The 22,713-nt window shown below is 62.4% G+C and carries 10 protein-coding genes and 2 rRNA genes; 2 read left to right on the top strand and 10 right to left on the bottom strand.

The window, feature by feature from the left end; all coding sequences use genetic code 11:
- Positions 1–179: 179 nt before the first annotated feature.
- The 5 genes from ACP4XC_RS04140 to ACP4XC_RS04120 form a co-directional block, all read right to left on the bottom strand.
- Positions 180–3,306, bottom strand: a 23S ribosomal RNA gene (locus ACP4XC_RS04140).
- Between the two features lie 491 nt (positions 3,307–3,797).
- A 16S ribosomal RNA gene (locus tag ACP4XC_RS04135) occupies positions 3,798–5,321 on the bottom strand.
- Together the 16S and 23S rRNA genes form the textbook arrangement of a ribosomal RNA operon.
- A gap of 441 nt (positions 5,322–5,762) precedes the next feature.
- Positions 5,763–9,449: a 1,4-alpha-glucan branching enzyme gene (locus ACP4XC_RS04130; protein ID WP_427173607.1), complete on the bottom strand. Its 3,687-nt coding sequence runs from the start codon at positions 9,447–9,449 to the stop codon at positions 5,763–5,765.
- Position 9,450: 1 nt separating this feature from the next.
- Positions 9,451–11,247 (bottom strand): maltose alpha-D-glucosyltransferase, encoded by a 1,797-nt coding sequence (gene treS / locus ACP4XC_RS04125; protein WP_427173606.1) that lies wholly within the window; start codon positions 11,245–11,247, stop codon positions 9,451–9,453.
- Positions 11,248–11,252: 5 nt separating this feature from the next.
- Complete coding sequence (locus ACP4XC_RS04120) at positions 11,253–13,268, bottom strand: alpha-1,4-glucan--maltose-1-phosphate maltosyltransferase (protein WP_427173605.1); 2,016 nt, start codon at positions 13,266–13,268, stop codon at positions 11,253–11,255.
- Between the two features lie 188 nt (positions 13,269–13,456).
- Here ACP4XC_RS04120 and glgP point away from each other — a divergent pair, with 188 nt between their 5' ends.
- Positions 13,457–16,075 (top strand): alpha-glucan family phosphorylase, encoded by a 2,619-nt coding sequence (gene glgP / locus ACP4XC_RS04115; protein ID WP_427173604.1) that lies wholly within the window; start codon positions 13,457–13,459, stop codon positions 16,073–16,075.
- Positions 16,076–16,109: 34 nt separating this feature from the next.
- Here glgP and ACP4XC_RS04110 read toward each other — a convergent pair whose 3' ends face one another.
- From ACP4XC_RS04110 to glgX, 3 genes are read right to left on the bottom strand one after another with little or no spacing between them, the layout of a single operon-like run.
- Positions 16,110–16,466: a barstar family protein gene (locus ACP4XC_RS04110; RefSeq protein ID WP_427173603.1), complete on the bottom strand. Its 357-nt coding sequence runs from the start codon at positions 16,464–16,466 to the stop codon at positions 16,110–16,112.
- A 7-nt stretch (positions 16,467–16,473) separates the two neighbouring features.
- Positions 16,474–16,977, bottom strand: coding sequence for a ribonuclease domain-containing protein (locus ACP4XC_RS04105; RefSeq protein ID WP_427173602.1), 504 nt, complete (start codon positions 16,975–16,977; stop codon positions 16,474–16,476).
- Positions 16,978–16,998: 21 nt separating this feature from the next.
- Positions 16,999–19,113, bottom strand: coding sequence for a glycogen debranching protein GlgX (gene glgX / locus ACP4XC_RS04100; protein WP_427173601.1), 2,115 nt, complete (start codon positions 19,111–19,113; stop codon positions 16,999–17,001).
- Positions 19,114–19,228: 115 nt separating this feature from the next.
- On the opposite strand from glgX, the gene ACP4XC_RS04095 reads away from it, so the two are divergent.
- Positions 19,229–20,053: a carbon-nitrogen hydrolase family protein gene (locus ACP4XC_RS04095; RefSeq protein ID WP_427173600.1), complete on the top strand. Its 825-nt coding sequence runs from the start codon at positions 19,229–19,231 to the stop codon at positions 20,051–20,053.
- Between the two features lie 42 nt (positions 20,054–20,095).
- Here ACP4XC_RS04095 and rlmB read toward each other — a convergent pair whose 3' ends face one another.
- Together rlmB and cysS are read right to left on the bottom strand one after the other, a co-directional pair.
- The gene (rlmB, locus tag ACP4XC_RS04090; protein ID WP_427173599.1) at positions 20,096–21,088 is read right to left on the bottom strand and encodes a 23S rRNA (guanosine(2251)-2'-O)-methyltransferase RlmB; all 993 of its coding nucleotides are present in this window, start codon (positions 21,086–21,088) and stop codon (positions 20,096–20,098) included.
- A gap of 123 nt (positions 21,089–21,211) precedes the next feature.
- Entirely contained in the window at positions 21,212–22,657 is a 1,446-nt protein-coding gene (gene cysS, locus ACP4XC_RS04085) for a cysteine--tRNA ligase (protein WP_427173598.1), read from the bottom strand.
- Positions 22,658–22,713: the final 56 nt, after the last annotated feature.

Below are 22,713 nucleotides of genomic sequence, written 5' to 3'. Positions count from 1 at the left end.
ATGTGTTCCTGCCCGGTGCGGGCAGGTGTGGTGTTGTTATTCAGTTGTTGGTTCGCCAGGCAACGTGCCGCGGGTGCGGGTTTGTTGGTTGGGAACCACATAGTGGACGCAAGCAGTCTTGTTTCTTTGTACCACCCCATGGGTGCAAACGCTTTTGAAGTTCGTTTGCGGGGTGGTGTGTGGTGTAAGTTATCGGCCTATTAGTACCGGTCAGCTTCACGAGTCGTTAGTCCTCGCTTCCACATCCGGCCTATCAACCCAGTGGTCTGGCTGGGGGCCTCTCACACACAAGGTGTATGGAAATCTCATCTCGAAGCGAGCTTCCCGCTTAGATGCTTTCAGCGGTTATCCCATCCGAACGTAGCTAATCAGCGGTGCACTTGGCAGTACAACTGACACACCAGAGGTTCGTCCGTCCCGGTCCTCTCGTACTAAGGACAGCCCTTCTCAAATTTCCTGCGCGCGCAGCGGATAGGGACCGAACTGTCTCACGACGTTCTAAACCCAGCTCGCGTACCGCTTTAATGGGCGAACAGCCCAACCCTTGGGACCTACTCCAGCCCCAGGATGCGACGAGCCGACATCGAGGTGCCAAACCATGCCGTCGATATGGACTCTTGGGCAAGATCAGCCTGTTATCCCCGAGGTACCTTTTATCCGTTGAGCGACGGCCATTCCACAATGTACCGCCGGATCACTAGTCCCGACTTTCGTCCCTGCTCGAGATGTCTCTCTCACAGTCAAGCTCCCTTGTGCACTTACACTCGACACCTGATTGCCAACCAGGCTGAGGGAACCTTTGGGCGCCTCCGTTACTTTTTAGGAGGCAACCGCCCCAGTTAAACTACCCATCAGGCACTGTCCCTGACCCGGATTACGGGCCGAAGTTAGATGTCCAAAGTGACCAGAGTGGTATTTCAACGATGACTCCACCCGAACTGGCGTCCGGGCTTCAACGTCTCCCACCTATCCTACACAAGCCACTCCGAACACCAATACCAAACTATAGTAAAGGTCTCGGGGTCTTTCCGTCCTGCTGCGCGTAACGAGCATCTTTACTCGTACTGCAATTTCGCCGAGTTTATGGTTGAGACAGCGGGGAAGTCGTTACTCCATTCGTGCAGGTCGGAACTTACCCGACAAGGAATTTCGCTACCTTAGGATGGTTATAGTTACCACCGCCGTTTACTGGGGCTTAAATTCTCAGCTTCGCCTTGCGGCTAACCGGTCCTCTTAACCTTCCAGCACCGGGCAGGAGTCAGTCCGTATACATCGTCTTGCGACTTCGCACGGACCTGTGTTTTTAGTAAACAGTCGCTTCCCCCTGGTCTCTGCGGCCCCGCCACGCTCCGGACAGTGAATGTCCATCACGATAGGGGCCCCCCTTCTCCCGAAGTTACGGGGGCATTTTGCCGAGTTCCTTAACCATAATTCTCTCGATCGCCTTAGTATTCTCTACCTGATCACCTGTGTCGGTTTGGGGTACGGGCGGCTAAAACCTCGCGTCGATGCTTTTCTAGGCAGCATAGGATCACCGAATCCCCCCGTGAGGGAGTCCCATCAGATCTCAGGCATCATGAACGGCGGATTTGCCTACCGTTCGCCCTACATCCTTGGACCGGGGCAACCATCGCCCGGCCCGGCTACCTTCCTGCGTCACACCTGTTAATACGCTTACCTCCCAGGATCAGGTCCCGCGCTCGGCCAAAACCCACACACCCCAAAGGGTGATAGGGCAGGCTCCGGGCGGTTAGTATCCCCTGTTCAGCATGGGCGGTTTTTCGCCGGTACGGGAATATCAACCCGTTGTCCATCGACTACGCCTGTCGGCCTCGCCTTAGGTCCCGACTTACCCAGGGCAGATTAGCTTGACCCTGGAACCCTTGATCATTCGGCGGACGGGTTTCTCACCCGTCTTTCGCTACTCATGCCTGCATTCTCACTCGTGTAGGCTCCACCGCTGGTTTACACCGCGACTTCACTGCCCACACGACGCTCCCCTACCCATCCAGACGCCTGAACCACAAGGGCTTAGCAAAAATCTGAATGCCACAACTTCGGCGGTGTACTTGAGCCCCGCTACATTGTCGGCGCGGAATCACTTGACCAGTGAGCTATTACGCACTCTTTTAAGGATGGCTGCTTCTAAGCCAACCTCCTGGTTGTCTTCGCAACTCCACATCCTTTCCCACTTAGCACACGCTTAGGGGCCTTAGTTGGTGGTCTGGGCTGTTTCCCTCTCGACTATGAAGCTTATCCCCCACAGTCTCACTGCTGCGCTCTCACTTACCGGCATTCGGAGTTTGGCTGACGTCAGTAACCTTGTAGGGCCCATTAGCCATCCAGTAGCTCTACCTCCGGTAAGAAACACGCAACGCTGCACCTAAATGCATTTCGGGGAGAACCAGCTATCACGAAGTTTGATTGGCCTTTCACCCCTACCCACAGCTCATCCCCTCCATTTTCAACTGAAGTGGGTTCGGTCCTCCACGACGTCTTACCGTCGCTTCAACCTGGCCATGGGTAGATCACTTCGCTTCGGGTCTAGATCACGCCACTGCAACGCCCTGTTCAGACTCGCTTTCGCTACGGCTTCCCCACACGGGTTAACCTCGCGACGTAACACTAACTCGCAGGCTCATTCTTCAAAAGGCACGCCGTCACCAGAATCAGACTGGCTCCGACGGATTGTAAGCACACGGTTTCAGGTACTGTTTCACTCCCCTCCCGGGGTACTTTTCACCTTTCCCTCACGGTACTGGTCCGCTATCGGTCATTAGGGAGTATTTAGGCTTATCAGGTGGTCCTGACAGATTCACACGGGATTTCTCGGGCCCCGTGCTACTTGGGATACTCTCCAGGCGGTGCCAAACATTTCGGTTACGGGGCTCACACCCTCTCTGGCCGGCCTTTCAAGACCGTTCACCTATGCCCGCACATCACACCTCACCAGCCCGGCAGAGCTGGTATGGAAAGTCCCACAACCCCGACCATGCAACGCCCGCCGGCTATCACACATGGAACGGTTTAGCCTGATCCGCGTTCGCTCGCCACTACTGACGGAATCACTATTGTTTTCTCTTCCTGCGGGTACTGAGATGTTTCACTTCCCCGCGTTCCCTCCACGCACCCTATGTGTTCAGATGCGGGTCACCAGGCAGCTCGCGCCCCTGGCGGGGTTTCCCCATTCGGAGACCCTGGGATCACAGTCCGGTTATCGACTCCCCCAGGCTTATCGCAGATTCCTACGTCCTTCTTCGGCTCCTAATGCCAAGGCATCCACCGTGTGCTCTTAAAAACTTGACCACAAAAGATCAATAAAACGCTATTCTTTCGAGAGAACCACAGAAACCATCACCCCACCCCGAAGGATGACGCAACAGATCCAGGTTCATATATCTTGGAAATTGCTTCTTATAAAAGATGCTCGCGTCCACTATGTAGTTCTCAAACAACAACCCCGTACCACACACCCCACACACACAAACGCGCATGATCGGTGCAGCCAGGAAACCAGAAACACACAAGTCCCGGAGCCAAAACCCCGGCCCTGTTGCCTCAGGACCCAACAGTGTGCCAAACACTAAACCACCCGCAACCCCCCGCACCGTTCCAGGACCACCGCCCCAAAGGGCGTGTATCCGTACTGGGTGCCGGGAAAAAACCGGCGGCCGCTATTCGTTGATATTCCACCCGTGAGCACCCGCCGCAGAACTAGCGTCTGCGCAACGGGCCTACTCCTGACAACCCCTCCACACCCGCATACACGGGGCAAGGTGACTGTAGGCGCTCCTTAGAAAGGAGGTGATCCAGCCGCACCTTCCGGTACGGCTACCTTGTTACGACTTAGTCCCAATCGCCAGTCCCACCTTCGACAGCTCCCTCCCACAAGGGGTTAGGCCACCGGCTTCGGGTGTTACCAACTTTCGTGACTTGACGGGCGGTGTGTACAAGGCCCGGGAACGTATTCACCGCAGCGTTGCTGATCTGCGATTACTAGCGACTCCGACTTCATGGGGTCGAGTTGCAGACCCCAATCCGAACTGAGACCGGCTTTTTGGGATTAGCTCCACCTCACAGTATCGCAACCCTTTGTACCGGCCATTGTAGCATGCGTGAAGCCCAAGACATAAGGGGCATGATGATTTGACGTCGTCCCCACCTTCCTCCGAGTTGACCCCGGCAGTCTCCTATGAGTCCCCGCCATCACGCGCTGGCAACATAGAACGAGGGTTGCGCTCGTTGCGGGACTTAACCCAACATCTCACGACACGAGCTGACGACAACCATGCACCACCTGTGAACCGGCCCCAAAGGGGAAGGACTGTTTCCAGCCCGGTCCGGCCCATGTCAAGCCTTGGTAAGGTTCTTCGCGTTGCATCGAATTAATCCGCATGCTCCGCCGCTTGTGCGGGCCCCCGTCAATTCCTTTGAGTTTTAGCCTTGCGGCCGTACTCCCCAGGCGGGGCACTTAATGCGTTAGCTACGGCGCGGAAAACGTGGAATGTCCCCCACACCTAGTGCCCAACGTTTACGGCATGGACTACCAGGGTATCTAATCCTGTTCGCTCCCCATGCTTTCGCTCCTCAGCGTCAGTTAATGCCCAGAGACCTGCCTTCGCCATCGGTGTTCCTCCTGATATCTGCGCATTTCACCGCTACACCAGGAATTCCAGTCTCCCCTACATCACTCTAGTCTGCCCGTACCCACCGCAGATCCGGAGTTGAGCCCCGGACTTTCACGGCAGACGCGACAAACCGCCTACGAGCTCTTTACGCCCAATAATTCCGGATAACGCTTGCGCCCTACGTATTACCGCGGCTGCTGGCACGTAGTTAGCCGGCGCTTCTTCTGCAGGTACCGTCACTTTCGCTTCTTCCCTACTGAAAGAGGTTTACAACCCGAAGGCCGTCATCCCTCACGCGGCGTCGCTGCATCAGGCTTTCGCCCATTGTGCAATATTCCCCACTGCTGCCTCCCGTAGGAGTCTGGGCCGTGTCTCAGTCCCAGTGTGGCCGGTCACCCTCTCAGGCCGGCTACCCGTCGTCGCCTTGGTGAGCCATTACCTCACCAACAAGCTGATAGGCCGCGAGTCCATCCAAAACCACAAAAAGCTTTCCACCCCCCACCATGCGATGAGGAGTCATATCCGGTATTAGACCCAGTTTCCCAGGCTTATCCCAGAGTTAAGGGCAGGTTACTCACGTGTTACTCACCCGTTCGCCACTAATCCCCCCACAAGTGAGGTTCATCGTTCGACTTGCATGTGTTAAGCACGCCGCCAGCGTTCATCCTGAGCCAGGATCAAACTCTCCGTTGAAGTAAAACAAAAACGAACACAACCACCAACCCCCGGGAAAACGGGAGAAAACGGCTGCAAAATTTGAAACCAGCTGTAAAAACCAGACCACACCACGGGGTGGCGGATCCAGTCAATTCAACCAATCCATATAAATAAATTGGTATCAACAAACTTGGCACACTATTGAGTTCTCAAACAACAGACACACCCGGCACCACCACAACCACACGGTCGCGGATCGCTCCGGAGCAACTTCCCAAACTTACCGGCCGATCCTTTCAGTGTCAAATCGGCGTTCACGACTCCGTCTGCCAGTAGCATCCGTGTGGTTTTTGCCGACCAACTCCGGGGAGCGGCGCGGAAATAAACTCTACCACCACTTGGCCACGGACACAAAGCGCCCTCCTTCGGGCGCCAAAAAGCCCGGAATCACGGGGATTCCGGGCTTTCGGCCGGCGATTAAGCCGGGGTGTCAGGGGAGAGTTTGAAGAATGCAGCGCCCAAGGGCGGCAGGGTCACGCTCAGTGTGGCCGGTTGGCCATCCTGTCCCACCCCCGCCGCAGTCAGCGTTCCCTTGTTGTCCACGCCGGAACCGCCATAGGCCTCCGCGTCTGTGTTGAGGACTTCCGTCCACTCCCCCTCGGCCGGCACTCCGATGGCGTAACCATGGTGCGGACCGCCGGAGAAATTGACGGCACAAACCAACGGATTGCCTTCCTTGTCCCACCGGATGAATGTGAGCACATTGCGGTCGGCGTCCCCGCCATTGATCCACTGGAACCCGCCCGGCTCGTTGTCCCGCTCGTACATGGCGGGCGTGGCGGCGTAGAGCTCGTTGAGATCCTTGGTGAGCAGTTGGACGCCGCGGTGCGCCGGGATATCCGCCAGCCACCAGTCAAGCCCGTGCTGTTCGGACCATTCAGCTTCCTGGCCGAACTCCGTGCCCATGAAGATCAGCTGCTTGCCCGGGTGCGCCCACTGATAGGCCAGGAACGCACGGAGGTTGGCCAGCTGCTGCCACCGGTCGCCCGGCATCTTGCGCAGCATGGACCCCTTGCCGTGCACCACCTCGTCATGGCTGATGGGCAGGAGGAAGTTCTCGGTGAAGGCATACACCAGTGAGAAGGTCAGCGTCCCGTGGTGCCATTTGCGGTTTACCGGGTCTTCGGAGATGTACTTCAGGGAGTCGTGCATCCAGCCCATATTCCACTTGATCCCGAAGCCCAGGCCGCCGTGGCTCGTCGGAGCCGTCACGCCGGGGAAAGCCGTGGATTCTTCGGCGATCATGACCGCGCCGGGGTGCGTCTTGTACACGGTGGCGTTTGTTTCCTGCAGGAAGGAGATGGCCTCGAGATTTTCCCTGCCCCCGAACCTGTTGGGCTGCCATTGGCCCGCTTCACGTGAGTAGTCGAGGTAAAGCATCGAGGCCACCGCATCCACGCGCAGGCCGTCGATGTGAAACTCGTCAAGCCAGTAGAGCGCGTTGGCCACAAGGAAGTTGCGTACCTCGGTCCGGCCAAAGTCAAAGATCAGCGTTCCCCAATCGGGGTGCTCCCCCAGGTTCGGATCCGCGTGTTCGTAGAGCGGCTGACCATCGAACTGGGCGAGGGCCCACGCGTCCTTGGGAAAGTGCGCCGGCACCCAGTCCAGGAGCACACCGATGCCAGCCTGGTGCAGGGCGTCCACGAGGAACCGGAACTCATCCGGATGGCCGAACCGCGACGTGGGGGCGAAGTAGGACGTCACCTGGTAGCCCCAGGAACCGCCAAAGGGATGCTCGGCAACGGGCATGAATTCAACGTGCGTGAAGCCCAGCCATTTGACGTAGTCCACCAGGTCCTTGGCAAGTTCGCGATACCCAAGGCCGACGCGCCACGAGCCCAAGTGCACTTCGTAGACGCTCATGGCCGAATTGTGCGGATCACGCGATGCGCGGGCAGCCATCCACTCCTCGTCCTTGAAGGCGTATGCCGACTCCACCACTCGCGAAGCGGTCAGGGGCGGAACTTCGGTGCCGAACGCCAGTGGATCGGCCTTTTCGACCCAGTGCCCGGCCTTCGTCTTGATTTCGTATTTGTAGCACGCCCCTGCCAAAACCCCGGGGATGAAAAGTTCCCAGACGCCGGATGAACCAAGCGAACGCATCGAGTTTTCCCGACCGTCCCAGGCGTTGAAGTCGCCCTTGACGCGGACGGCCTGAGCGTTCGGCGCCCACACGGCGAACGAGACGCCGTCCACATCGCTCAGGGATGACTTGTAGTGCTGGACGTGCGCGCCAAGCACCTCCCAAAGTTTCTCGTGACGCCCCTCACCGATGAGGTGCAGGTCCACCTCCCCCACCGTCGGCAGGTAGTGGTAGGGATCGTCGATGGCGACGGCCGGCACGCCTTCGTAGGTGACTTCCAACCGGTAATCCGGCACATGGCCCGGCTGCAGCGGGTCCAGCACCGCCACCCAGACGCCGTTTGACTCATGGGTCATGGCAACGGAACCTGCTGCGGTCACCACCTCGACCGCGGTGGCAAGGTGCTTGACTGTCCGGACGGTGACGTGGCCGTGGTCATCCAGGTGCGCGCCCAAGACCGAGTGCGGCGCGTGGTACTCACCGGCTGCTACCCGGGCCAGGATGTCGCCGTCCACATGGAGCGGCGCACCGGGGCGTTCTGTACGTGCTGAGCCTGTCATTTTGCTACCTTCCACTGCGGCTCCGGCGGATGTGCCGGAACCCGTACTGCTGAGGAGACGTCGTGAAGCATTCACCGGGATGGCCAGCCATCCCGGTCTGTTACGCAACTCATAAACAACTTCATAGAGTGCCTTGTCCAGCCACAATGCCACAAAGAGGGGCGAGCGGCGGTCAATGGTGCCGGGTGTTATTTCCGCGTAGCCGGCGAGGAACGCTTCTGCGCAGTCGTCAACCCAGGATTCCGGCACCTGGACGCCAGGCTGCTCGCGCTCGGCGGCACCGGCCGCGTAGTCAAAGGACCGAAGCATCCCCACGACGTCGCGAAGCGGGACATCGGGAAAGTTGCGTTCGGCGATGGGACGCAGCGGCTCCCCTTCAAAGTCGAGGATTGCCCAGCGCGCCGCTTCCCCGGGACTGCCCGGGACCTGCAGGATCTGGCCGAGATGAAGATCCCCGTGGATCCTTTGCAGGGCCCCGGCGTTACTGCCTTCGAGCTGGGTGAGCAGGTTTGTCAGGGCTTCCTCATACGGGCCGACGGCGGTGCCGGCCTCGGCCCATGATTGCCGCACCCGCTGGGCCACACCAGGGGCAATGTCCGCGCCCGGTGCGGACTCCGCAGCAAGCCCCAACGCTTCGGCCAGCCTGCGGTGCACCGTGGCAGTGGCGACGCCGAGGGCGTGGGCCTCCGCGGTAAAGTCGGCCCCGGCGGTGGCTGCTTCGACGGCAAGCCGCCAGGCGTCCAAGCCTCCGGAGAGGAATTCGTGGGCTACCGCGAGTTCGCCCTGCACCGTCCGGTTGCCGCGCCCTTCGGCGTCGCCCGGTGCTTCCCACTGCCCGGTGACCCACCCCAGTGTTGCGGGGACCTCGGCCGTGCTCGCCCGGGTGAGGGCGGCGCCGATCTCAACTTCAGGATTGCGCCCCTCGGACAGCACCCGAAAGAACTTCACGATCGCTGCCGAACCGCCGTCGTCCACGATCACCGAACTGTTGGATTGTTCGCCCGAGAGGACCTTGACCGTTCCCGTGCCCGTGGGAAGGCGGTAGTTGGACGGCACCAGATGCCCGGTGGCGTTGCCTTCGAGCGAACTGCCGCCGCTGCGCATCAGTTCCAGCCACGCTGAAACGAACACCGGGTCATGTACGGCGTCGTAAATCCAGCGCTGCCCGTGCTCCGGGTGGCTGGCTTCTCCGATCAGCGCATTGGCTGCCCCCGGCAGTGGCTCCCCGCGGAAGCTGAGCGGCACCTGCACAACATCGGTGCGGTTTCCGCCGTCGGCCGTCGCGTAAGTGACGGCCGCCAGGTAAATCTCAAGGCCCACTTCTCCGCTGCTGTCGTCCAGATGAACCGTGCCCACGGGAGCGAGGTTGAATTGGGCATTCTTGACCGGGAACCAGCGTTGGCCGGGAAGCCATGTCCGCAGGAGCTCGTCGAGGGGAGGATGGAGAGTGGGGTAGGTCATTTCAGCCTTCGATGGAAAGGACGGGCATCGCCTGGGTGAACGGCGAGGCCGGGTTGGACGCGGCCGAGCGAATTCGCAGCCAGAAGAAGTCGTGGCTGCCCAGAGTCAGGGTGAGCCGTCCGTCGTCGCCGACAGGCGGGAACGGCTGGCCGCCAAAGACGTCCCGCAGCCCGCGCCCGGCATATTGCGGGAGGCGCAGCGTGGCGGCCACAGGATGCTGTGAGAGGTTGAAGGCACAAAGAATGGTCTCGGCGTCCTCTCCCGCGGCGTTCTCCGCCGGCAGCTCCCGGAGGTAGGCGAGGACCGAGTCGTGATCGGCCTCCACGTGCCGGAATCCGCCCAGGCCGAAGGCGGCATGGTTCTTGCGGACGCTGAGGATCTGACGGGTCCAGCGGAGCAGGGAGCCTGAATGGGCTGCCTCCGCCTCCACGTTGGCCATGCTGTAGTTGTAGACCAGTGACTGGATCACCGGGAGGTACAGCTTGCCCGGATCGGCGTGGGAGAAGCCCGCGTTACGGTCCGGGTTCCACTGCATGGGGGTTCGGACGGCGTCGCGGTCCTCGAGCCAGATGTTATCCCCCATGCCGATCTCGTCCCCGTAGTACAGGAACGGGCTGCCAGGCAGTGAGAGCAGCAAAGCGTTGATCAGTTCGATTTCGGCCCGCGAATTGTCCAGCAGCGGGGCCAGCCGGCGGCGAATACCGATGTTGGCCCGCATACGCGGATCCGGGGCGTACCAGCCCAGCATGGCCGCACGCTCGTCCGCCGTCACCATCTCGAGGGTCAACTCATCATGGTTGCGCAGGAACGTGCCCCATTGGGCACCTTCCGGAATTTCCGGGGTGTCCTTCATGGTCTCGATGATGGGGGCGGCCTTCTGGTCACGCAGGGCGTAGTACAGGCGCGGCATGATGGGGAAGTGGAAGGCCATATGGCATTCAGGCTCCTCCTCCGTGCCAAAATACTCCACTACCTCGACCGGAGGCTGGTTGGCCTCGGCAACGATGATCCTGCCAGGGTAGTTTTCGTCCACCATGGTGCGCAGTTTCCGCAGGAAATCATGGGTGGCCGGCAGGTTCTCGCAGTTGGTGCCCTCCTCCTCGAAGAGGTAGGGGATGGCGTCGGCCCGGAAGCCGTCGATCCCCTGGTCCAGCCAGAACCGAACCACGTCAAACACGGCGTCGATAACTTTGGGGTTCTCAAAATTGAGGTCCGGCTGGTGGCCGAAGAAACGGTGCCAGAAGAACTGCCGCCGGATCGGATCGAACGTCCAGTTGGATTCTTCCGTGTCGACGAAGATGATGCGCGCGTCCTGGTACTTCTCGTCGGTGTCGCTCCACACGTAGAAGTCACCAAACGGGCCGTCGGGATCCTTCCTCGATTCCTGGAACCACGGGTGCTGGTCGGACGTGTGGTTCAGCGGCAGGTCGATGATTACGCGGACGCCGCGGGCATGCGCTTCCGCCACCAGGCGCTTGAAGTCGCTGATGGTGCCGAACTCGTCCAAAACGGAGTTGTAGTCCGAAATGTCGTAGCCGCCATCACGGAGCGGAGACTGGAAGAACGGCGGGAGCCACAGACAATCCACGCCAAGCCACTGCAGGTAGTCCAGTTTGTCGATCAGTCCATGGAAGTCGCCTGAGCCGTCACCATTCCCGTCGGCAAACCCCCGGACCAGGACCTCATAGAACACCGCCTTGCGATACCACAGAGGGTCGTGCTGGAGACCGGGTGCGTTGAGTTCGAAGTTGCTCCTTGGGGTGAAGTGCTGATTCGGGTTCTGCGGGCTGAAACTCACTAACGCTACCTCCGGATGCTTAGAATGTGTGCCGGCTCTACATGGGCGTCGAGGCGAACGTAGTTGTACTCGCCCCACTCCCAGCTCTCGCCGGTCAACAAATCATCCACCCTGAACCCGCCATTATGCGTGAGGTCCTCCGGGTCCAGTTCAAGCGCCGCGAGATCCAGGGAAACGGTGCTCTCCCTGGTGGCGTGTGGGTCCACGTTGACCACAATGATCAAGGTGTCCTTGGAGCCGTCCGGAAGCGTCTTGTGCTTGGAATACACAATGGTGGCGTCGTCGGTGCTGTGGTGCACCGTCAGGTTCTCCAGGTCCATCAGTGCAGGATGCGTGTGGCGGATCTCATTGAGCCGGGTCAGGTACGGCGCGAGCGTCCTGCCCGATTCCGCAGCGGCATCCCAGTCGCGGGCCTTGTACTCGAACTTCTCGTTGTCGATGTACTCCTCGGCACCGGGGCGGGCCACATGCTCATAGAGTTCGTAACCGGCGTAGACACCCCAGATCGGGCTCGCCGTGGCAGCGAGGGCGGCACGGATCTTAAAGGCCGCCGGGCCGCCGTACTGCAGGTACTCGGTAAGGATGTCCGGGGTATTGACGAAGAAGTTCGGCCGGAAGTACGCCGGAGACTTGTGGCTGATCTCGGTGAAGTACTCCTCGAGCTCCACCTTGGTATTCCGCCAGGTGAAGTAGCTGTATGACTGCTGGAAGCCGGCCCGTCCCAGTGCGTGCATCATGGCAGGCCGGGTAAAGGCCTCGGCCAGGAAGACCACTTCAGGGTGTTTCTTGTTGACCTTGGCGATCAGCCACTCCCAGAACCACACGGGCTTGGTGTGGGGGTTGTCCACCCTGAAAATCTTGACGCCGTGGCTCACCCACAGGAGAACGATCCGCAGGATTTCCTTCGACAGGCCCTCGGGGTCGTTGTCGAAGTTAAGCGGGAAAATGTCCTGGTACTTCTTGGGCGGGTTTTCCGCATACGCGATGCTGCCGTCCACCCGTGTGGTGAACCACTCGGGGTGGGACTCCACCCACGGGTGGTCGGGGGCCGCCTGAAGGGCAAGGTCCAGGGCCACTTCCAGTCCCAGTTCCCCGGCGCGGGCCACGAACGCATCAAAGTCCTCGAAGGTCCCCAGGTCCGGGTGGATGGCGTCGTGACCGCCCTCTTTCGCGCCAATGGCCCACGGCGAACCGGGGTCGTGCGGTCCGGCGATCAGCGTGTTGTTGGGACCCTTCCGGTGCTGGATGCCGATCGGATGGATGGGCGGCATGTAGATGACGTCAAATCCCATGCCCGCAACAGCATCAAGCCGTTTTGCGGCCGTCCGGAACGTCCCAGACGTCCATTCACCGGTGTTGTGATCACGGACGGCGCCTTCGGAACGGGGGAAGAACTCGTACCATCCGCCCCGGCCGGCGAGGTCCCGCTCAACGAGCAGCGGGAAGTTCTCCGAGACTGTCACCAGTTCCCGGATGGGCTGGCGCTCGACGACGGCGGCGACGTCCGCGCCGAAGCCGGCGGCAAGACGCTCCTCCGGGGTCCTGGAGGCGTCGGAGAGGACCACAACCGCGGTCCGCAGGGTCCGCCTGTCGGCGGAGGGGCGCGCCGGGTCTTCCGCGGCCTGCGAGAGCAGCGCGGCGCCTTCGGCCAGCATCAGTTCGACGTCGATTCCGGCTTCGACCTTGACCTCGGCGTTGTGGTGCCAGGTCCCGTAGCGGTCGTGCCATGCCTCAATGACGAAGGACCAGTTGCCGACGCCTTCGGGGGTGAGGATTCCTTCCCACAGGTCCGTGCCCTTGCCCCGGTCTCCCCGTGGCGGGGCCAGCCTGACGCGCTGGCGCTCCTTGCCCTTGGGGTCGAACAGAACCGCGCTGACACCCAGCTGGTCATGGCCTTCGCGGAACGCGACAGCGCTCACTACGATGCCCTCACCCGGCAGCGCCTTGGCGGGAAACTTGCCGCCCTCGACCACCGGCTGCACAGCCGTGATCGGGAAACGGCCAAAACGAAGGTCCTCCATGATCTGAGCCTTGGGCTTTTGCTTTGATGCGGAGCTGGTTCGCGTATTAGTCGTCACAAACTCGACGTTATCGAGAAAGTCGCCGATTCGCTAAGGGAACTTGCGTTTTTCTTGGGGCGATCTGTCATTTACCTAAAAGAAACCTAAACCTGTTCCGGCGGCCCCTGTTGTCAGTTAGTGTGACGCAAGTGAAGGCTATCCGCAGATTTACCGTACGAACCGTTCTTCCGGAATCTATCCGGCCGCTGGCCCGTTTGGCCACTAACCTTCGGTGGTCATGGCACCGGCCCACCAGGGAGCTTTTTGAAGGGCTCAACCCCCAGATCTGGGAGCAAAGCGCCCACGATCCCGTCAGCTTCCTTGGCCTCGTCAGCCGCGAGGAACTCCAGCGGCTGGCCGCCGACCAGGACGTGGTGCGGCGGGTGCATGCGGCGGCGGAAGACCTTGACCGCTACCTGGAACAGCCCCGCTGGTACCAAGGGCTGGGCGACGGCGCCCCGGCCTGTGTTGCATATTTCTCACCGGAATTCGGCATCACCGAAGTGCTGCCCCAGTACTCCGGCGGTCTGGGAATCCTGGCCGGCGATCACCTGAAGGCCGCTTCCGACCTCGGAGTGCCGCTCATCGGCGTCGGCCTGCTGTACCAGGCCGGCTACTTCAAGCAGTCGCTGTCCAGGGACGCCTGGCAGCAGGAAACCTATCCGGTCCTTGACCCCGACGGACTCCCGCTGACGCTGCTCCGCGAGGCATCTCCTGAGGGGAACGGAAAACCGATCCAGATCTCGCTCCCGCTCCCCCACGGCCGCCGCTTGCTGGCACACATCTGGCGCGCCGACGTCGGACGGGTTCCGCTGCTGCTGCTGGACTCCAACGTTCCGGGCAACGACGACGCCGCCCGCGGGGTCACGGACCGCCTGTACGGCGGGGGCGGAGATCACCGCCTCCAGCAGGAACTGCTGCTGGGCATGGGCGGGGTAAAGGCCCTGCGCGAGTACCAGCGCCTCACCGGCTGCCCCGCGCCGGAAGTGTTCCATACCAATGAGGGTCACGCCGGCTTCCTGGGCATTGAACGGATCCAGGAGCTGATGTCCGCCGACCAGCCGCTGAGCTGGGACGAGGCGCTGGCTGCCGGACGTGCCTCCACTGTGTTCACCACCCACACGCCTGTTCCCGCGGGGATCGACCGCTTCGAGGTCTCACAGATCCAGCATTTCTTCGAGGGCGGACTGGCGCCCGACGTCCCTGTGGCCAAGATCCTGGACCTGGGGCGCGAAAGCTTCGCCGACGGCAACCCGTCGGTCTTCAACATGGCCGTTATGGGCCTGCGGCTCGCGCAGCGTGCCAACGGTGTGGCCAAGCTGCACGGCGTGGTGTCCCGCGGGATGTTCTCTGCGCTGTGGCCCGGCTTCGATCACTCGGAAGTCCCCATCACGTCCGTGACCAACGGCGTGCATGTGCCCACCTGGGTGGACGGCCGGGTGTCCAAGCTCGCCCGCGAGCAGTTCGGTGCCGAGGCCGAGGCCATGGGCCGCTGGGACCTTGCGTACAACGTCAGCGACGAGGACGTCTGGGCACTGCGCCGGCAAATGCGTGTCTCCCTCGTGGAGGACGTCCGGCGCAGGCTCCGGGCGGCGTGGAAGAAGCGTGGCGCCGCGGACGCCGAGCTGGGCTGGACGGACTCCGTGCTGGACCCTGACATCCTCACCATCGGCTTTGCCCGGCGGGTTCCCACCTACAAACGGCTTACCCTGATGCTGCGTGAACCCGCGCGGCTGAAGGCCCTGCTGCTGCACGAAACCCACCCCATCCAGCTGGTCATCGCAGGCAAGTCCCACCCCGCCGATGACGCCGGCAAGAAGATGATCCAGGACCTGGTCCGGTTCACCGACGATCCCGAGGTCCGCCACAGGATCGCGTTCCTCCCCAATTACGACATCGCCATGGCCCGGACCCTGTTCCCGGGATGCGATGTGTGGCTGAACAACCCGCTGCGGCCCTTGGAGGCCTGTGGCACGTCAGGCATGAAGGCGGCACTGAACGGCTCGCTGAACCTGTCCGTACTGGACGGTTGGTGGGACGAAATGTACGACGGCGAAAACGGCTGGGCCATCCCCACGGCCAACAACAACGCCTCCCCCGAAGAGCGTGACGACATCGAGGCCGCCGCCCTGTACGAGCTCCTCGAAACGCAGGTGGCGCCCCGCTTCTACGGTCTCACCGTCTCCGACGCCGCGGGAGCTGCCGGGCCGTCCCAGCCCGGTCCGCAAAAGGTCCCCACGCACTGGGTCTCCATGATCAAGCACACCATGGCCCACCTTGGACCGGCCGTCTCCGCGGACCGGATGCTTCAGGACTACGTGAACATCCTGTACCGCCCCGCCGCGGTGGCAGGCCGGCGGGCGGTGGCGGACTCCTATGCGCAGGCCAAGCAGTTGGCCGCATGGAGCACCAGGCTGCGTGCGTCATGGCCGCAGATCCAGGTGGAGCACGTTGACTCGGTGGGCGTGTCCGAAGACCCGCAGATCGGGGACACTCTCCAGGTGAACGCCTACGTGGCGCTGCACAACCTCACGCCGGAGGACGTGGCCGTGGAGGTGGCGTTCGGACGGGCTGAGGACAGCGACGAGCTGGCCGACGTTACCATGGCCGATCTGGTGGCGGTGGAGGATCTGGGCAAGGGACGGTATCTTTTCAGCGGCTTGCTACTGATAGACCGATCGGGCTCCTTCGGCTACACGGTCCGGGTCCTTCCCAAGCACGAAGCCCTGGCATCACGGGCTGAGCTGGGGCTGATCGTCAACGCGTAGCGCTGGACTGGGCGCGGTCCTCAGGGCGCGGTCCTCAAAGACAGACGGCAATGACGGCAAGGCTCTTGCCTGCATAGCTCTCCGCGTCCTGGAGGATCTCGCAGATGATGCCGAATGAACGGTCGGAACGGAAGACGGCGGGAACCTGCCAAATGAATGTCAGCGGTTTCATGCCGTCTTCCGTGACCTTATCCGCAAAATCGTGGAGGGAATCATTAAGGGCATCAAGGTTCACGCCATAATGCTCGGGGAAATCCAAAACCTCCCCAAAGGTTTGCAGCACCGTTTTTTTGGTATCGGCGGGCGGAATCAGCACGACGCGGCGGCCGGCGTCGTTGATCTGATCCCGCAACTCATCGATGGTCCAGGTGTCAGCGGAATAGATTTTCATGGCGCCCTTACTTGGCTTCATTGACAAAAACAAATGATTGGTAGTGGTCCGGGGTGTAGTATTTTTCGCCCGCCCCGCCGGTGATGATCCGGCGGGGACCACGATCGGATTCGCCGGACGTCTCGACCGTGAATTCCTGGTAGTACCCGTTGGGCTTCCTGGGAAGCAGGCCTTCAAAGTTGCTGAAGAGCACCGCGTCACGGCTGTACGGATAGGGACCGCCCTGCGCGATCAACTCAAGGGTCCGCCGCGCCTCGGCAGGAAGACTGGATGCATTGACCGCTTTCAGGCCGGACGCATTGACCGCGTTTGTGCGTGAAACACCTGGGGTGAGGCGGGGCGCAGGCGCGGGGCTCGCGGCGGAAGTGCCACCCGCCGTGGCGGCACTGCTGGTGGGAGCATTGGCACCGGGACTGCCGGCGAGCTGGGGCGGGCTGGTGGCGAGCAGGCCCAGGCCGGCAAGGCACAGGATGGCGACGGCGAAGACCAGCAGCCTCGCAAAGGCCCTCATGCGTGATCCAATGACTGGGTCCTACGTGCGGTAGATGCTGAGGGTGTGGGACTGCAGTGCGTCGCGCTCTCCCGCGGCGACCCTGACCCCTTGGCGCCGGTCGTGGAGTTCAGAGGTGGTCAACCGGAGTTCGAACAGGCGCCGGCCCGTGCCGTCGTCGTTGCTGATCTCGGGAAGCGTGATCTTGACGTCGTGCGCGCTTCCGTTCACCACCACGAGCCCGTCCACCTGGCCGTCGGCCGACCCGAGCAGCAGCTGCACCACCCGGTGCCGGGGGTTGTTCCATCCATCCATCGACATGGGCTTGCCGTGTTCGTCGAACCATCGAAGGTAGGCCTGTTTGTCCCGCGCCGGATAGTCGTGCGGCTGGCCCGCCAGGAACTCCTTGCGCAACCGGATGACCCGTTTGGTGCTGCGGAGCATGGCGTGGGATTCCGGGGTGCTGGTCCAGTCCAGCCACGCGATGTGGTTGTCCTGGCAGTAGGCGTTGTTATTGCCCTGCTGGGTCCGGCCGAGCTCGTCACCGGCCGTGATCATGGGCACGCCCAGGGAGATCATCAGCGTTGCCATCAAGTTTCGGCTGGTCTGCGCCCGCAGCGCCAGGATCTCCTCGTCTTCGGTGGGGCCCTCGAAGCCGTGGTTGTAGCTCCGGTTGTCTCCGTGCCCGTCCCGGTTCTGCTCGCCGTTGGCCTCGTTGTGCTTGCGGTCGTAGGACACCAGATCGGCGAGCGTGAAACCGTCATGGGCCGTGACAAGGTTGACCGAGGCCATGCGCGTCCGGCCTGATTCGGCGAAGAGGCTGGCCGAGCCGGAGATCGCGTCCGCGAGCCGGGCCACCGATCCACCGTGGCCGCCGGAGTCCATGGCCGCCCGATCGGCGAGCCAGAAGGAGCGCAGGGCGTCGCGGTAGTGGTCGTTCCAGTCCACCCAGCCCGGCGGGAACCGTCCGGTCTGCCAGCCCCCGTAGCCAATATCCCAGGGTTCGGCGATCAGCTTCGTAGCGGACAGCACGGGGTCGGCGGCGACTGCCACGAGGAAGGGGTGGCGTGGATCGAAGTCGTTGGCGGCGTTCCGGCACAGTGTGACGGCCAGGTCGAAACGGAAGCCGTCAATATGGAACTCGTCCACCCAATAGCGCAGCGAGTCCAGAACAAGCTGGACCACACGGGGTTCCCCGAAATTGAGGCTGTTTCCGCAACCGGTGGTGTCAATGTACTTACCGTGACCGTCGTGCCGGTAATACTGCAACTCTCCGAGCCCGCGGAAACTGAGCGTCTGGCCATCGGGGCCGCCCTCGGCGGTGTGGTTGTACACCACATCCAAAATCACCTCGAGGCCGGCGGCATGGAGGAGCTTGACCATGCCCTTGAACTCATCCTGCACGGCCTGGGGGCCGGCTTCCTGCGCCGCGCGCGTGGCGTAATCCGGATGCGGGGCAAAAAACGCTGCGGTGTTGTACCCCCAATAATTCGTCATTCCCAGGTTTTGCAGATGCGGTTCGTCCAGGTGGAAATGAACCGGCAGGAGCTGCACCGAGGTGATGCCCAGGCCCGTGAGGTGTTCGATCATGGCCGGGTGCGCCATGCCGGCGTAGGTGCCCCGCAGTTCCGGCGGAATGTCCGGGTGCAGCATGCTCTGGCCACGGACATGGGCCTCGTAAATGATGGTGTTGCGCCACGGGATATGGGGACTGCGGTCGTTGCCCCAGTCGAAGTCGCCGGACATGCGCACGTTGGTGATGAAGCCCTCGCGCTGGTCGACCGCTCGGCCGTACGGGTCCAGCAGCAGGGGCTGCTGGCCGTCGTTGTCGAAATCCAGGCTGGGCACGGGGACGGGCAGAGCATCATCCTCCGGGGAAGACCGGAATCCGTAGCGCGATCCCGTGGGGAAGCCCTCCACGATGCCGTGATGGACGCCGTTGGTGACGTTCGGCAGGGTCTTCAGCTGCCAGGTTCCGCCGGGAGCGCGGTAGGCGATCTCCAGGGTATTGACACCGGGCGCGTAGACCGCAACATTGGCGCAGGCACTCCGAGGACCGTCCACCGCAGGTGAACCCGTGCGGGGGACGCTGATGCCCAGTGGAAACGGCCGTGAGTCGTCCACCGTGGAGGCTGTGTCTAGGAGTGGCATAACCATTGCTTAAATATTAGCGGTGCCACACAAATGAACTATAAATTCCTGGATATGTCGAAAAATACCCTGGCTCGCATCACCGTTGCATACTTGAGGGAAAGCCATTTTGGAGGTAATTGTGCGGGTTGCACTTGCTCAGGTCATCACCGGACGCGACACCGGCCGGAATCTGGCACTCGTGGAAGAGTATGCGAAACAGGCAAAAGAAGGCGGAGCGGAGCTGGTGGTTTTTCCAGAAGCCACCATGCGTGCCTTTGGTAACTCGCTCGTGGACATTGCCGAACCAGTAGATGGCCCGTGGGCCACCCGCGTGCGCGGGATCGCGGCTGAACTGGACATTGTGATCGTGGCCGGGATGTTCACCCCGGGAACCGAACTGGACGACGGCGCACCTCGCGGGACCGTCCGGAAGGTCCGCAACACGCTGCTGGTTTGTGGCCCGGGCGTGGACGCCAGCTACGACAAGATCCACCTCTTCGACGCCTTCGGCTTCGAAGAGTCGGACACCGTTGACGCCGGCACAACGCCCGTGACTTTCGACCTTGGCGGCCTGACCTTCGGACTGGCCACGTGCTACGACATCCGTTTCCCGGACCTTTTCACGGAAAATGCGGACCGGGGCGCCGAGGTGAACATTGTGTGCGCCTCTTGGGGCGCTGGGCCCGGGAAGGTGGAGCAATGGCAACTGCTGGCCCGCGCCCGGGCAGTGGATTCGACCACCTTCGTGCTGGCCTGCGGCCAAGGCGACCCCGCCACCGAAGGCATGGAGGCCAAAGGTTCCGCGCCCACGGGAGTGGGACACTCCGCCGTCGTCTCCCCCTTCGGGGAAGTCCTTAAAGAGCTCGACGGCGGGACCGGCCTGCTGTTCGCAGACTTGGACCCCGCCGTCGTCAAGGACGCCCGGACGAAACTACCCGTCCTGGCCAACCGCCACAAGTTCTAACGCCGCAACGCGGCGCCGCCCCGATGACGGGCGGCCCTTGGCCTACTTCGTTGCGCGCTGCCTGGAGACTTCGTACAGGGAGATGCCCACGGCCATGGAGGCGTTAAGCGATTCCATGGCGGAGTCGATGGGGATCGAAACAATCTGGTCGCAGTTCTCCCGGACCAGGCGGCTGAGGCCCTTGCCCTCTGAACCCACCACGATGCAGACCGGCTCCGTGGCCAGGGTCAGGTCGGGCAGCGAGACGTCGCCATCACCGTCGAGGCCCAGCACATAGATGCCCATGTTCTTGAAGGCCTTCAACGTGTTGTTCAGGTTGGCCGCCCTGGCCACGGGAACCCGGACGGCCGCTCCGGCACTGGTCTTCCATGCCGAAGCGGTGACACCGACGGAACGGCGCTCGGGCACAATGACACCGTGGCCGCTGAAAGCCGAGACCGAGCGGATGATGGCGCCCAGGTTGCGGGGATCGGTGATGCCGTCCAGCGCGACAAAGAGCGGCGCGTTCGCAACGTGACCCTTCTTCCAGCGGTCCACGGTCTGCTCGGCCAGCTCGAAAGCGTCCTGGTATTCGTACGGCGGGATTTGCAGAACCAGCCCCTGGTGCACGGCGTCGTCCGTCATCCGGTCCAGTTCAGGCTTGCCGGTTTCCATCAGCGGGATACCGCGCTCGGCGGCGAGCTTGAGGGATTCCTTGACGCGGTCGTCCATTTCGATCCGGATGGCCACGTGCAGGGCCTTGGCCGGAATGCCGGCGCGAAGCGCCTCAACCACGGAGTTGCGGCCTGTGACCACTTCCTCGGTGGCGCGGCCCTTGGGACCGGAGCGGGCGCCGGCGCTGCGGGGGGCGCCGCCACCGGGACGCTTTGCCGCGGAGCGTTCCGCCAGCTGCTTGTTTTTGTGCGCCTTGTGGTAGGGACGGTCCTCCGCCTTGGGAGTGGGGCCCTTGCCCTCCAGAGCCTTGCGGCCGTGACCGCCGGTTCCGACCGTGGGGCCCTTCTTCAATTTGACCGACCGGCGACCGTTGTTGGCCATGAGTTCCACCCTTTTAAATACGCGATTCGTTGATAAGTCCAACCTCCAGTCTACTGACTCGAGTTAAATCCTGGACCGCGGCGTCCGAAGCCACCGGGCGCCAGGCTCAACGCCGCCCGCGGTTCAGCCCCTCTTAATGCTCCAGCTGGCGCCTTCCGGTCCGTCTTCGACGAGGACACCGGCCGCGGCAAGCGTGTCGCGGATAGCGTCGGAAGCGGCCCAGTCCTTTGCAGCCCGGGCCCTCGCCCTGGCAGCCAGCTGCGCCTCGACGAGGACGCCAAGGGCCGCGGTGCCCTGTTCGTCCGGGGCCGGCCGTGCGGTGTCGCTGAGGCCAAGAACGCCCAACATGGCGGTGACCCAGGCGAAGGCCTGCCGGACCCCATCGGGGTCCCCGGCAGTGAGGGCGGTGTTGCCGGCCCGCACGGTTTCGTGGAGGGCCGCGAGGGCCTGCGGGACGTTAAGATCATCGTCCATGGCCGCCTCAAAGGCGGCGGGCACGGTCTCTGCCGGCACGTCCCCGCTCCCGGCAAGGGCTTTGGCGGCGCGCTCCAGGAAGCCGTCAATGCGCTCCACCGCGGCGGCCGCCTCCTGCAGCGACGTGGGCTGGTAGTCAAGGACGGACCGGTACTGCGCCTGGCCAAGGTAGTAGCGCACCACTCGGGGCGGTGCCAGCTCGAGCATCTCGGCGGGGCTGACGGTGTTGCCGATGGACTTGGACATCTTCTCGCCGGCGTAGGTGACCATGCCGTTGTGCATCCAGAAGTTGGCAAAGCCGTGGCCTGCGGCCTGGGATTGCGCCATTTCGTTTTCGTGGTGCGGGAAGCGCAGGTCCAGCCCCCCGCCGTGGATGTCGAACTCGGTGCCGAGGTACTTGGTCACCATGGCCGAGCACTCAAGGTGCCAGCCCGGGCGCCCCGCTCCCCAGGGCGAGGTCCAGCTGGCCGTCACGGGCTCGCCTTCCTTGTGCCCCTTCCAGAGCGCAAAGTCCCGCGGATCCCTTTTTCCCCGCGGATCGGAGTCCGCGGCGCCCTGCATGTCATCGAGCCTCTGCCGGGTAAGGGAGCCGTATTTACTCCAGGAGCGCACGTCGAAGTACACGTCTCCGGAATCATCCAATGCCGGGTAAGCATGACCACGCTCGATCAGTCGCTGGATGAGGGCGTGCATCTCCGGGATGTGGCCCGTGGCCCGGGGTTCGTACGTCGGCCGGGAAACGCCCAGGGTGTCGTAGGCCTTGAGGAATGCCTGTTCATAGCGGTAGGCAAGGGCCCACCACTCCTCTTCGCGGATATCGTCAGGCCCCTCTTCGAATCCGGGCTCGAAGGAAGCAGCGGACTTGGCAAGGATCTTGTCGTCGATGTCGGTGACATTGCGCACCACGGTCACCCGGAAACGGCGGTACTGCAGCCATCGGGTGAGCTGGTCGAACGCGATGGCGGAGCGGATGTGGCCCACATGCGGCAGGCCCTGCACCGTCGCGCCGCAGTAGTAGAGGCTCACCTTGCCCGGTGTCAGAGGGACGAAGTCACGGACTTCGGCGGATGCTGTGTCGTAAAAGCGCAGGGTCACCGCTCCAGATTAGCCGATGCCCCCGCGCGAAGGATCCGCGGAGACGATCCCTGCAA

The sequence above is a fragment of the Arthrobacter sp. 92 genome (assembly GCF_050260325.1).
Taxonomy (GTDB): domain Bacteria; phylum Actinomycetota; class Actinomycetes; order Actinomycetales; family Micrococcaceae; genus Arthrobacter.
Note: the sequence above shows the minus strand (reverse complement) of the source record. Positions and strands in the feature narration are given on the sequence as shown.